We start from the raw sequence: 12,701 nt of genomic DNA on the forward strand, positions 1-12,701 counted from the left end.
CTACTCCGGAGCGTTTATGCCCAGCCACTGGAACCAGCCGCGGTGCAGGACCAGCCATGCCATGAGTCCATAGCCGGCCTGCCCGGGAGTTCCGCCATTTGCGGCGAGGTCCTGTCGCCACTGTTCATGGTTGAGCAAGGGCGAAAAGGTGTCCACGTACAGGTGCTTCCGGCGGGTGGTGACATCGGCGAAGGCGGTGTTCAGCTCGTCCAGGCGGCGGTTCTGGGCCGGGTCCAGGGTGGGCGGCGGGCCCACGACGAAGACCTCGATCCGGTTCTGGGAGGCGGAGTCGAGGATGTTCGCGAGGTTCAGCCGGCTTCGTGCCGTGGACAGGCCGAACTCAATGTCGCGGCCGGACAGGCCGATGACCAGCCGGTTCTCCGCCTGGTCGCTGAAACGCCGCCCGGCCTCGTCCAGCCACCGGGCGGCGAGCCCTTCGGTGCCTTCCTGCGGGCAGGGCAGGGCATAGCTTTCCAGCAGCATGCCGTCCTGTGGCGTCCGGGCAAGGACACGCCCCAGCCAACCCAGCGCGCGGGGGTCTCCCAGTCCGGCCAGCAGTTCGTCTCCTACAGCTGCTATGCGCAGCTTCCTGTCTTCCACACGATCCTCTTTACGTTCGTACTGACCGGCCGATATGTGCCGGTTGCCGCCTGGAGCTTCAACCGGTGCACAAAGGGCGCTGTCCATCCATTAAACAGAACTGCCCGGCCGGAGTCTGGTATTTCGACTCCGGCCGGGCAGTCCGCTGCCTACTTCCGTGCAAATGCCTGCTTCAGGAGCACGTCCTGCTCAGCAGCGTGCCGCTTCATGGAACCGGCCGCCGTCGAGGCCGACGCGGGCCGGGACACCAGGCGGACCCTGCGGTCAAGTGCGTCCGGCAGGTTCAGGCCGATGAACGGCCACGGGCCCTGGTTGGCGGGCTCGTCCTGGGCCCAGACAACCTCGGCGTTCGGGTACTTGGCAAGCTCGGCCGCAATCTCATCGCTCGGCAGCGGGTACAGCTGCTCCACGCGGACAATGGCGGTGGTCTTGTCACCGGTCTTCTGCCGGGTGGACAGGAGATCGTAGTACAGGCGGCCGGACACCAGGAGGACGCGTTCGACGGCGTTGGCATCCAGGTGCTCGTGCTCGGCGATCACGGGGCGGAAGGTGCCGGTGGTGAAGTCCTCAACGGAGGACGCAGCAGCCTTCAGGCGCAGGAGCTGCTTGGGGGTGAAGATGATCAGCGGCTTCCGCGGCCGGCTGTACGCCTGCCGGCGCAGCAGGTGGAAGTGCGATGCGGCGGTGGTGGGGTTGGCCACGATCATGTTCTGCTCGGCGCACATCTGGAGGAAACGCTCAATGCGGGCGGACGAGTGGTCCGGCCCCTGGCCCTCGTAGCCGTGCGGCAGCATCAGCACCAGCGAAGAGCGCTGGCCCCACTTCTGCTCCGCGGACGAGATGAACTCGTCAATGATGGTCTGCGCTCCGTTGACGAAGTCGCCGAACTGGGCTTCCCAGAGCACCAGCGCATCCGGACGCTCCACTGAGTAGCCGTATTCGAAGCCCATGGCCGCGTATTCGGACAGCAGCGAATCATAGATCCAGAGCTTGGCCTGGTCATCGGACAGGTTGCCCAGGGGCAGCCATTCGTTGCCGTTGGCACGGTCGTGGAACACGGCGTGGCGCTGCACGAAGGTTCCGCGGCGCGAGTCCTGGCCGGCGAGCCGGACGGGAACGCCTTCCATGATCAGGGAGCCGAACGCGGCGATCTCGCCAAAGCCCCAGTCGATGCCGCCTTCGCGGGACATCTGCTCGCGCTTCTCCAGCAGCTGCTTCAGCTTGGCGTGCACCGTGAAGCCGTCAGGGATCTCGACGTGCGCCTTGCCGATGCGGGCCAGGGTGTCGGCAGAGATCGCGGTGTTGGCCGGGGCGTTCGTGCCGAAATCGGACTGCTGGGCGATGGGCCGCTCGATATCCGATACGGCCGCGGAGTCAGCGGTGACGATCGGAATCGGGGACGTCTGTGCTGCGTGCGTCTCGGCAAAGACACGTTCCAGCCGTTCCTGGTAGTCGCGGAGCAGCTGCTCTGCTTCTTCCTCGGTGATGTCGCCGCGGCCGATGAGGGCCTCGGTGTACAGCTTGCGGACCGAACGCTTGGCTTCGATCAGGTTGTACATCATCGGCTGGGTCATCGAAGGGTCGTCACCCTCGTTGTGCCCGCGGCGGCGGTAGCACACCATGTCGATGACAACGTCCTTGTGGAAGCGCTGGCGGAACTCGTAGGCAAGCTGGCCGATGCGTACCACTGCCTCGGGATCGTCGCCGTTGACGTGGAACACCGGCGCCTGGATCATCTTGGCGACGTCCGTGGAATAGGTGGACGAACGCGATGACGACGGCGCGGTGGTGAACCCGACCTGGTTGTTGACCACCACGTGAATGGTGCCGCCGGTGCGGTAGCCGCGGAGCTGGGACAGGTTAAGCGTCTCGGCAACAACGCCCTGGCCGGCGAACGCGGCGTCACCGTGGACCATGATGGGCAGGACGGGGAAGGCTTCGCCCTGGTCCAGGCGGTCCTGCTTGGCGCGCACGATGCCTTCGAGGACGGAGTCCACGGCTTCAAGGTGGGACGGGTTTGCGGCCAGGTAGACCTTGGTCTCGTTGCCGTTCTCCGAGGTGAACGTACCCTCGGTGCCGAGGTGGTACTTGACGTCGCCCGAGCCCTGCACGGAGCGGGGGTCCTGCGTACCTTCAAATTCGCGGAACACCTGGGCGTAGGTCTTGCCTGCAATGTTGGTCAGGACGTTGAGGCGGCCGCGGTGGGCCATGCCGATGGCAACCTCGTCGAGGCCGTCGTCGGCCGCTTCCGAGATGACGGCGTCGAGCAGCGGAATCAGCGATTCGCCGCCTTCGAGGGAGAAGCGCTTCTGCCCGACGAACTTGGTCTGCAGGAAGGTTTCGAAGGCCTCTGCGGCGTTAAGCCGGGAAACGATCCGGAGCTGTTCTTCACGGCTGGGCTTCGAGTAGGGGTGCTCGAGCTGGTCCTGGAACCACTTGCGTTCTTCCGGCTCCTGGATGTGCATGTACTCGATACCGGTGGTGCGGCAGTAGGCGTCGCGGAGGACACCCAGGATGTCGCGGAACTTCAGCATCGGCTTGCCGCCGAAACCGCCCGTGGGCCATTCGCGGTCCAGGTCCCACAAGGTCAGGCCGTAGGTCAGGACGTCAAGGTCGGGGTGCTTGCGTTGTACGTACTCCAGCGGATCGGTGTCCGCCATCAGGTGGCCGCGCACGCGGAACGAGTGGATCAGCTGCTGGATCCGGGCAACCTTGTTGATCTCGTCGGCCGGGTCGACCTGGAGGTCGGGGCTCCACCGCACGGGCTCGTAGGGGATGCGCAGTGCTTCGAAGATCTCATCGTAGAAGTTCTGCGCACCCAGCAGCAGCTGGTGGACCAGCTTGAGGAACTCGCCGCTGCCGGCGCCCTGGATGACGCGGTGGTCGTACGTCGAGGTCAGGGTGAGGACCTTGCTGATGGCGTTCTGGGCAATGATCTTTTCGCTGGCACCCTGGAACTCGGCGGGGTAATCGAGGGCACCGACGCCGATGATGGCTGCCTGGCCCTTGGATAGGCGCGGAACCGAGTGAACGGTGCCGATGCCGCCGGGATTCGTCAGGGACACGGTGGTGCCCTGGTGGTCATCGGCCGTGAGCTTGCCGTTGCGGGCACGCTTGATCAGGTCCTCGTACGTGTGCCAGAACTCTGCGAAGTTGAGGGTTTCGGCCTTCTTGATGTTCGGGACCATCAGCAGCCGGGTGCCGTCAGGCTTGGGCATGTCGATGGCAATGCCGAAGTTGACGTGCGCCGGCTGGACTGCGACGGGCTTGCCGTCCACCTCGTCGTAGTACACGTTCATGGACGGGAACTGGGACAGGGCGCGGATCACGGCATAGCCGATGAGGTGCGTGAAGGAGACCTTGCCGCCGCGGGCGCGGGCGAGGTTCGAGTTGATAACCACGCGGTTGTCGATGAGCAGCTTCGCCGGGATGGCGCGCACGCTGGTAGCGGTGGGAACTTCAAGGCTGGTGACCATGTTGGTGGCGATGGCCTTGGCCGGGCCGCGGAGGACGGAGACGACGTCCTCTTCCGGAGCGGTGGGTGCCTTAACGTTCTTGGGCAGCTGGGCCGGGATGGGCTGGGTTCCGGCGGCGGGCTTCCTGCCGCCGTCGCGCGCTTCCGTGGCAGGCGCCTTCTTCGCGGGTGCCGGTGCCGCGGGTGCTGCCGCCGGTGCTGCTGCGGGCGCTGGCGGTGCGGCGGCCGGCGACGGTGCCGGTGCTGCAGGTGCCGCGTTCACAATGGGCATCTTGGTTGTGGGAGGGTTCGCTGCGGCATTCGCCGAGTGTCCGTTGGAAGAAGAACTGCTGCCTGAGTCGAACGATTCAAACAGCGGCCACCACTTGGCATCCACAGCGTTCTTGTCCTGCTGATACTGCTCGTACAGTTCATCAACGAGCCACTCGTTCCCGCCAAATTCCTCTGGTAGACGGTGGCTTGGCTGCTCTGGCACTTGAAATACGCCTCTTCCATGAGTTTGATTTCTCTGCCGGCCATACGGTGCTACAGCACTCTGACGGACCGGTTTCCCTGAGTCCTCTGAACCCAGACCTCTGCAAGTCTAGTAACCCCAATGTGGTATCTGCCAATAAGGGTGACCCAAATCATGAAGTGACGTTCGGGCCGTTGATTATGGCGGCCGGAAGAGACCCTGGACGGCGTCCCCGGGTATGGGGATCCGGAGTCCGCTGCCGGCGCCCGACAGCGGGCCGGGGACAGGCGCTCCTGTAGACTGAAATCCTTATGGACAGTAAATCTAGGTGCCGGCCTGGGGGCTGTCAGCGGAGCATGAACCACAGCACCGCACAGCCCACCCGCAGAGCCGGCAAACCCCGAACACGCGCCCATCATCTGCCGTCGGCATCCCCGGTCGAAATCCCCGGGGACAGGGCATCTGCCGACCATCCTCCGCCGGACCGATATTCCAGCACCGTGATTCCCGGACCCCTGTCCGGGCGGACGGGGTGCTGAATGGAGTGGCTACTCCTGGCGGCAGGACTGCTGCTGATTGCCGGCACGGGCTTTTTCGTCGCCGTCGAATTCTCCCTGATCGCCCTTGACCAGCCGACGGTCCAGCGTGCTGTCGATTCAGGTGACGCCGGCGCCGTGCCCCTCCTTGCCTGCCTCAAATCGTTGTCCACCCAGCTCTCCAGCTGCCAGCTGGGCATCACGCTCACCACTCTGCTCACCGGCTACGTCATGGAACCATCGGTGGGCCGCCTCCTGGAGGGGCCGCTTACTGCCCTTGGCCTGCCGGAGGTTGCTGCAGCGTCAATCTCGCTGATCCTTGCGATGGTGCTGGCAACCCTGTTGTCGATGCTCCTTGGCGAACTCGTTCCCAAGAACATGGCGATCGCGTTGTCCTTTCCCGTGGGAAAGGCCCTGGCCAGGCCGCAACTGATTTTCACCGCCGTGTTCAGGCCGGCCATCGTGGTCCTCAACGGTTTCTCCAACCGGGTGCTGCACATCTTTGGGCTCGAAGCCAAGGAAGAGATTTCCGGCGCCCGGACCCCGTCCGAGTTGGCGTCACTGGTACGCCGCTCGGCGGCGATGGGAACGCTCGACGCCGGTACGGCCAACTTTGTGGCCCGCACCTTGGATTTTTCCACCAGGACGGCAGCCGACGTCATGACGCCGCGCATCCGGGTGGAGATGGTCGAGGCAGACCAGCCCGTCTCCGACATTGTTGACGCAGCGCGCCGCACTGGATATTCGCGGTTCCCCGTGATCGGGGATTCCGCGGACGATATCAAGGGCCTGGTCCACGTCAAGAAGGCGGTGGCAGTGCCCTCGGACAGGCGCCACAAGCTTGAAGCCGGAGCCATCATGACCGAGGTCCTCAGGGTTCCCGAGACCATCCACCTTGACGCCCTTCTGGCAGAACTCCGCGAAGGAAACCTCCAACTGGCGGTGGTCCTCGACGAATATGGCGGGACGGCCGGCATTGCCACGCTCGAGGACCTGGTGGAGGAAATTGTGGGCGAGGTAGCCGACGAGCACGACAAGGTGCGCCCGGGGTTGCTGCAGAGCGCCTCAGGAGACTGGTATTTCCCGGGGCTCCTGCGCCCGGACGAATTGTCCGAGCAGATCCCCGGCCTGACGGTCCCGGACGAATCAGCCTACGAGACGGTGGGTGGCTACGTAATGAGCAAACTTGGCCGGATCGCAGCGGTGGGGGACACGGTGGCCGTCGACGGCGGATCCCTGAGTGTTACCCGGATGGACGGGCGCCGCATCGACCGCATTTGCTTCCAGCCGGCTGCCCCTGAACCGGACGGCGCCAACAACGGGAGCGCATCATGAGCGACTGGGCCGGCATCGTCTGGCTGGCCTTCCTGCTGCTCGGGAACGCGTTCTTCGTAGCGGCCGAGTTTGCCATCATGTCCGCCAGGCGCAGCCAGATCGAACCTTTGGCGGAGGCCGGGTCAAAGCGGGCCCAAACCACCCTTAAGGCGATGGAGAACGTCTCGCTGATGCTGGCATGCGCCCAGCTTGGCATCACAGTGTGCTCGCTGCTGATCCTGCTGGTGGCCGAACCCGCGATCCACCACCTCCTCGCCGCGCCGATGGAGTTGATGGGCCTGCCCGTGGAGGTGGCCGATGTTGCCGCGTTCGCCGTTGCCCTGATGTTCGTAACCTTCCTGCACGTCACCTTTGGCGAGATGGTGCCGAAGAATATCTCGGTATCGGTGGCTGATAAGGCGGCGATGTTCCTTGCCCCGCCGCTGGTCTTCGTGGCACGGCTGGTCCACCCCGTCATCTCGGTGCTGAACTGGTCAGCGAACCACATCCTCAAGCTGTTGCGGATCGAGCCCAAGGACGAGGTCAACTCGTCCTTCACGCTCGAGGAAGTCCAGTCCATCGTGCAGGAATCCACCCGGCACGGACTGGTGGACGACGATGCCGGGCTGATCGCCGGTGCCCTGGAGTTCTCCGAATACACGGCCGGCGACATCATGGTGCCGTTGGACAGCCTGGTCATGCTCAAGGCTGCCACCACCCCGGTGGAGTTCGAGAAGGCCGTCAGCCGGACCGGCTTCTCACGGTTCCCCATGCTGGATGAGGACGATCTCTTGTACGGCTACCTGCATGTCAAGGATGTGCTGTCCATTCCTGCGACGGCCTACGAGCTTCCGATTGCGGAAAGCCGGGTCCGTTCCCTGGCCAACCTGGCCCTCGGCGACGAAATCGAAAAGGCCATGTCCGTCATGCAGCGCACCGGCTCGCACCTTGCCCGCGTCATCGGCAAGGACGGCAATACCCAGGGCATCCTGTTCCTCGAGGACGTGATTGAGCAGCTGGTCGGTGAGATCCGGGACGCTACCCAGGCCACCGGCATCCGCCGGCTGGGGCAACCCAATGGGGGATAGGCGGCGCAGTGCCGGCGAGTCCGGCCGCTGAAGGGTGCAGGGGGCCGGGCTTACCCTCGCCTAAATAGGAATGATTCCCATTTAGGTATAAGCTGGGCACCTGATGTTCCCCTCCCCAGTGAACCGAGGTTTTCCGTGCGCCGCTTCGCCGTCCGTCCGTCCCTGGCCGCCCTTGCCGGCCTGGGCCTGCTGCTCTCCGGATGCAGCGCCCAGCCGGATAACGCTTCGCCGGGGGCGCAGTCCGGTGACACTGGAATCAATGTAGTTGCCTCCACGAACGTCTACGGCGACATCGCGTCCTCGGTGGGTGGCGATAAGGTCAACGTGACCTCGATCATCACCAAGACCAGCCAGGACCCGCACTCCTACGAGGCAACCGCCCAGGACCGGCTGGCAGTATCCAAGGCCGACCTGGTGATCACGAACGGCGGCGGGTACGACGACTTCATGAAGACCCTGGTGGACGGCAGCAAGCTTGACGCCGCAAACGTGCTTGACGCCGTCGAACTTTCCGGGCTGGAACACTCCGCCGAGGAGGCGGCGCCCTCCGCCGGAGCCGACGCCCCGGCAGGAGACCACGGGCACGACCATGGTGATTTCAACGAACACGTCTGGTACAGCCTGCATGCCATGGAGCATCTCGCCGATGAGCTGGAAGCCAAACTGTCGGCACGTGAACCGGAATCCGCGCAGGCGTTCAAGGCCAACGCTGCCTCGTTCAAGTCGTCACTGGAGGAACTGCACGGAAAGCTGGACAGCCTGAAGGCGTCCGCCGGCGGAGCCCAGGTGGCTGTCACGGAACCCGTGCCGCTCTACCTCCTGGAAGACGCCGGCCTGGTCAACGCAACCCCTGCGGACTACACCGCTGCGATCGAAGAAGGCACGGACGTGCCGCCCGCCGTCCTTCGGGCGGCCACGGACCTGGTGTCCGGCAAGTCCGTGCGGATGCTCGCCTACAACGAACAGACCGAAGGTCCACAGACCGAGGCGCTGAAGAAGGCGGCGGAGGCCGCGGCCGTCCCGGTGGTGGACTTCAACGAAACCCTCCCCGAAGGCAAGACGTACCTGCAGTGGATGACGGACAATGTGGACAGCATCAGCACAATCCTGGAGAGCAAATAGGTGGAACCAGTCGTCAGCCTTACCGGAGCGTCCCTGAAGTTCGGCGAGCGGACGCTTTGGGAGGACCTCGACCTGGCTATCAACCCCGGCGAGTTCTTTGCCGTCCTCGGACCCAACGGAAGCGGTAAGACGAGTTTCCTGAAGGTCCTGCTCGGCCTCCAGAACCTTCACCGCGGCAACGTCGATATCGGCGGCAAGCCGGTGGAGCGTGGCAGCAGGCTGATTGGATACGTCCCGCAACAAAAATCCTTTGCCCCGGATACCCCCATGCGCGCCCGCGACTTGGTGGGACTGGGCGTGGACGGCCACCGCTGGGGGCTGCGGCTCCCTTCGGCAAAGACCAGCCGCCGGATCGACGGGCTCCTGGACCTGGTGGGCGCGGCCGACTACGCGAAGGTGCCCGTGGGCCAGCTGTCGGGCGGCGAGCAGCAACGGCTGCGGGTGGCCCAGGCCCTTGCCTCGGATCCCCGGGTACTCCTGTGCGACGAGCCGCTCCTCTCACTCGACCTGCACCACCAGCAGGCAGTCAGCGCCCTGATCAACAACCAGTGCCGCGAACGCAACAGCGCCGTGGTGTTCGTAACCCACGAAATCAACCCGATCATCGACTATGTGGACAGGGTTCTTTACCTTGCCGGCGGCCGGTTCAGGGTGGGGACACCGGAAGAGGTCATGACCACCGAGGTGCTGTCCGACCTCTACGGAAGCCATGTTGAGGTTATCCGCGCCAATGGCCGGCTGGTGGTGGTTGGACTCCCTGACGCCACCACCCACCACCATGCCGAACCGCATGCGCTCGCCGGCGAGGTTGCGTAATGGACATGGACAGCATCCTCGGAGCCATCTTCAATTTCGACAATTACGGTGAGCTGCTGGTCCTGGTGCAGAACTCCATCTGGGCCGGGGCCATCCTGGGGCTCCTGGGCGGCCTGGTGGGAACCTTCGTCATGAAGCGGGACCTTGCCTTTGCGGTGCACGGCATCTCCGAGCTGTCCTTCGCCGGTGCGGCCTTCGCCCTGCTCATCGGCGCCGATATCGTCTTCGGCTCCCTCGTCGGCTCCGTAGCCGCGGCACTGCTGCTGGGGCTGATGGGGGTCAGGGCGCGGGACAAGAACTCGATTATCGGCGTCATCATGCCTTTCGGGCTCGGCCTGGGAATCCTCTTCCTGTCCCTTTATGAGGGCCGTGCCGCCAACAAGTTTGGCCTGCTGACCGGCCAGATCGTGTCCGTCGACACGGTCCAGCTCCAGGCGCTGGCAGGGACTGCCGTGGTGGTCATGATTGCGCTGGTTGCCATGTGGCGGCCGCTGAATTTCGCGAGCGTGGATCCCGAGCTTGCCGAGGCGCGGGGTGTTCCGGTGCGGACCCTGGCCATTGTCTTCATGGTCCTGCTGGGCGTCAGCGTGGCGCTGTCCATCCAGGTGGTGGGTGCCCTGCTGGTGCTGGCCCTGCTGATTACGCCTGCGGCGGCGGCGCTTCGGGTGACATCGTCCCCGGTGGCCGTGGTGGTCCTGAGCGTGGCTTTCGCTGTGACGGCGACGGTGGGCGGAATCCTGCTGGCCCTCGGCGGACGGATCCCCATCAGCCCGTACGTGACCACGTTGTCGTTCCTGATCTATGTGGTGTGCCGCGTCATCGGATCCGTCCGGCAGCGCAGGGGCATCAACGGGCGGGTCCTGCAGCCGCGGTGACGGGATCCGGTGACCGGCTTCGGGCGGAAAACCTCCGGGCTTAGGCCCGGCCGGCGGCCTTGAGAGCGGTGCAGTCCGGGCAGAGGCCAAAGATTTCCACGGTGTGGGCCACCTCGGTGAAGCCGTGTTCGGCAGCGGTGCGGGCAGCCCACGTTTCGACTGCGGGCGCCTCCACCTCCACGGCCTTGCCGCAGTTGCGGCACAACAGGTGGTGGTGGTGCCCCGTGACGGCGCAGCGCCGGTAGACGGCCTCACCCTCGCCGTTGCGCAGCACGTCCACCAGTCCCTCGTCCGCGAGCGACTGGAGGATGCGGTAGGCGGTTGCCAGGGATACCGAGACGCCCTGGTTCTGCAGGATCCGGTACAGCTCCTGGGTGCTGACGAAGTCGTCCAGTTCGTCCAGTGCCGCGCTGACGGCACGGCGCTGCTTGGTGACGCGCTGTTCCTTGCCGCCGCCCGCAGCCGGGGCGGGAGGGGTGGAATCAGCCTTGGCGCCGAGCGGCATGGATGAACTCGCTTCCGTGGTGTTGGTGGCAACGATCAAGATTACCAGCCGGAGCTCCGTGGACACCTTTCCGGGGCCCGTCCTAGGCTGGCGCTATGAAGCTGACGAAATACACCCATGCCTGTGTCCGCCTCGAGAAGGACAGCCGGGTCCTGGTGATCGACCCCGGCAACTTTTCCGAGACCGGGGAGGCGCTGGCCGGTGCGGAATCGGTGCTGGTGACCCACGAACACGCTGACCATATCGACGTCGACGCCGTGGCAGGTGCCCTGCGCAACAACACGGGCCTATCGCTGTATGCCCCGGCAGGCGTCGCCGCACAGATGCGCTCCGAAGCCGGGGGCGCGGAGGACCGCATCCACGCGGTGGAAGCAGGGTCTTCCTTCCAGGCAGCCGGCTTCGATATCCGAAGCTTTGGCGGCCAGCATGCGCTGATCCATCCACAGATTCCGGTGGTGGCAAACATCGGCTACCTGCTGGACGAAAACCTGTACCACCCGGGAGACTCCTTCATCATCCCTGACGGAATCAGTGTGAAGACCCTGCTGGTCCCGCTCCATGCGCCGTGGAGCAAGGCCGGGGAAGTGGTGGACTTTGTGGTGGGCGTCCGCGCGCCGAAAGCCTTCCAGATCCATGACGGACTGCTCAACGACAACGGCCTGAAGATTGTAGAAGCCCACGTCCAGCGGATCGGTGCGAAGTACGGCACCGACTACGCCCACCTGAATGCAGGGGAGTCCGTGGACATCTAGGCTCCCGTCCACCGGCCCGTCTCGAAGAACTCCGCGATGACCGCTTCCCACGGCGCGGGGTCCAGGCCCCGGGAGGCCAGCCACGTGGCGTTGTGGTAACTGCCCGCGTAGCGTTCGCCGCCGTCGCACATCAGGGAGACCACGCTGCCGCGGCGCCCTTCCGCCACCATCTCTGCGATGAGTTGCCAGACGCCCCAGAGATTGGTGCCCGTCGATGGGCCGGCGTGGAGCCCGGCGAGCGAACGCAGGTGCCGCATGGCTGCCACCGACGCCGCGTCCGGGACCTGGACCATCCGGTCGATCACGGACGGCACGAAGCTCGGTTCCATGCGCGGCCGCCCGATCCCTTCGATGCGGGACGGCAATCCCGTGGCAGGGCTTGCGCCAGTACTGTGGCCAAGCCACCCGGGGTAGAAAGCCGAATTCTCTGGATCCACCACCAGCAGTTGCGTGGGGTGGCTGTGGTACCGCAGGTAGCGGCCGATGGTGGCGCTGGTGCCACCGGTTCCGGCTCCCACCACGATCCAGTCCGGCACCGGGTGCTCCTCCTGGCTGAGCTGGCCGAAGATGGACTCGGCGATGTTGTTGTTCCCGCGCCAATCAGTGGCCCGCTCGGCGTACGTGAACTGGTCCATGTAATGCCCGTTGGAAGTGGCAGCCACCTCTTCCGCCGCGGCATACACATCGGAAGCATGGTCCACCAGCAGGCAGGAACCGCCGAACTGTTCGATCAGGGCGATCTTTTCCGGACTGGTGCTCCGGGCCATGACCGCGACGAACGGCAGCCCCAGGAGCTGGGCAAAGTAGGCCTCGGAGACGGCTGTGCTGCCGCTGGAAGCCTCAACGATGGTGGTACCGGAACGGATCCAGCCGTTGACCAGGCCGAAGAGGAAGAGGGACCGTGCCAGCCGGTGTTTCAGGCTGCCCGACCGGTGCGTGGACTCGTCCTTCAGGTAGAGCTGGACGCCCCAGTGCTCCGGCAGCGGGATCGAATAGAGATGGGTGTCGGCGGAGCGGTTGTTCTCCGCCGTAATCCTGCGGATGGCCTGGTCGGCCCATTCCCGGTCCTGCCGCGCGCGGCCGCTCCCGTCCGCACCTGCCCTGCCGCCGTCGCCTGCGTTGCCCCCGCCTGCATAACCGTTGTATCCGTTTGCCACCGCACCA

General features: G+C 65.1%; 10 protein-coding genes. 6 read left to right on the forward strand and 4 right to left on the reverse strand.

Translation table 11 applies throughout. The features are described 5' to 3' along the window. Both UC32_RS06985 and UC32_RS06990 read right to left on the reverse strand, forming a co-directional pair. Positions 1 to 600, reverse strand: a complete 600-nt coding sequence (locus tag UC32_RS06985; RefSeq protein ID WP_152642583.1) for a GDSL-type esterase/lipase family protein — start codon at positions 598 to 600, stop codon at positions 1 to 3. 149 nt (positions 601 to 749) lie between these two features. Next, a complete protein-coding gene (locus tag UC32_RS06990) occupies positions 750 to 4,550 on the reverse strand; it encodes a multifunctional oxoglutarate decarboxylase/oxoglutarate dehydrogenase thiamine pyrophosphate-binding subunit/dihydrolipoyllysine-residue succinyltransferase subunit (protein ID WP_045730529.1) in 3,801 nt (1,266 codons plus the stop codon). 518 nt (positions 4,551 to 5,068) lie between these two features. Between UC32_RS06990 and UC32_RS06995 the strand changes: the two genes are divergently transcribed. The 5 genes from UC32_RS06995 to UC32_RS07015 all read left to right on the forward strand — a co-directional run bounded on the left by UC32_RS06995 (position 5,069) and on the right by UC32_RS07015 (position 10,280). Further along, positions 5,069 to 6,400 carry a hemolysin family protein gene (locus UC32_RS06995; RefSeq protein WP_045730530.1) on the forward strand — a complete coding sequence of 444 codons (1,332 nt, stop codon included), beginning with the start codon at positions 5,069 to 5,071 and terminating at the stop codon, positions 6,398 to 6,400. Further along, a complete protein-coding gene (locus tag UC32_RS07000) occupies positions 6,397 to 7,467 on the forward strand; it encodes a hemolysin family protein (RefSeq protein ID WP_045730531.1) in 1,071 nt (356 codons plus the stop codon). The genes UC32_RS06995 and UC32_RS07000 overlap by 4 nt, the downstream gene beginning before the upstream one ends. A 135-nt stretch (positions 7,468 to 7,602) precedes the next feature. Then, the gene (locus UC32_RS07005; protein ID WP_045730532.1) at positions 7,603 to 8,589 is read left to right on the forward strand and encodes a metal ABC transporter solute-binding protein, Zn/Mn family; all 987 of its coding nucleotides are present in this window, start codon (positions 7,603 to 7,605) and stop codon (positions 8,587 to 8,589) included. After that, positions 8,590 to 9,405, forward strand: a complete 816-nt coding sequence (locus tag UC32_RS07010) for a metal ABC transporter ATP-binding protein (protein WP_045730533.1) — start codon at positions 8,590 to 8,592, stop codon at positions 9,403 to 9,405. Further along, entirely contained in the window at positions 9,405 to 10,280 is an 876-nt protein-coding gene (locus UC32_RS07015) for a metal ABC transporter permease (RefSeq protein WP_045730534.1), read from the forward strand. The genes UC32_RS07010 and UC32_RS07015 overlap by 1 nt, the downstream gene beginning before the upstream one ends. Positions 10,281 to 10,320: 40 nt before the next feature. On the opposite strand, the gene UC32_RS07020 is transcribed toward UC32_RS07015, so the two are convergent. Beyond that, positions 10,321 to 10,785 (reverse strand): Fur family transcriptional regulator, encoded by a 465-nt coding sequence (locus UC32_RS07020; RefSeq protein ID WP_045730660.1) that lies wholly within the window; start codon positions 10,783 to 10,785, stop codon positions 10,321 to 10,323. Between the two features lie 95 nt (positions 10,786 to 10,880). Here UC32_RS07020 and UC32_RS07025 point away from each other — a divergent pair, with 95 nt between their 5' ends. Further along, positions 10,881 to 11,537: an MBL fold metallo-hydrolase gene (locus tag UC32_RS07025; protein ID WP_045730535.1), complete on the forward strand. Its 657-nt coding sequence runs from the start codon at positions 10,881 to 10,883 to the stop codon at positions 11,535 to 11,537. Here UC32_RS07025 and UC32_RS07030 read toward each other — a convergent pair. Beyond that, complete coding sequence (locus UC32_RS07030) at positions 11,534 to 12,580, reverse strand: PLP-dependent cysteine synthase family protein (protein WP_045730661.1); 1,047 nt, start codon at positions 12,578 to 12,580, stop codon at positions 11,534 to 11,536. The two genes, UC32_RS07025 and UC32_RS07030, sit on opposite strands and share 4 nt — an antisense overlap. Positions 12,581 to 12,701: the final 121 nt, after the last annotated feature.

Origin of the sequence: Pseudarthrobacter chlorophenolicus (assembly GCF_000962805.1) — a bacterium.
GTDB classification, from domain to species: domain Bacteria; phylum Actinomycetota; class Actinomycetes; order Actinomycetales; family Micrococcaceae; genus Arthrobacter; species Arthrobacter chlorophenolicus_A.

Excerpts from the sequence above, each read along its gene's own strand:
- UC32_RS06995 (WP_045730530.1), top strand. The coding sequence starts at position 5,069 with ATGGAGTGGCTACTCCTGGCGGCAGGACTGCTGCTGATTGCCGGCACG.
- UC32_RS07000 (WP_045730531.1), top strand. The coding sequence starts at position 6,397 with ATGAGCGACTGGGCCGGCATCGTCTGGCTGGCCTTCCTGCTGCTCGGG.
- UC32_RS07015 (WP_045730534.1), top strand. The coding sequence starts at position 9,405 with ATGGACATGGACAGCATCCTCGGAGCCATCTTCAATTTCGACAATTAC.
- UC32_RS07020 (WP_045730660.1), bottom strand. The coding sequence starts at position 10,785 with ATGCCGCTCGGCGCCAAGGCTGATTCCACCCCTCCCGCCCCGGCTGCG.
- UC32_RS07025 (WP_045730535.1), top strand. The coding sequence starts at position 10,881 with ATGAAGCTGACGAAATACACCCATGCCTGTGTCCGCCTCGAGAAGGAC.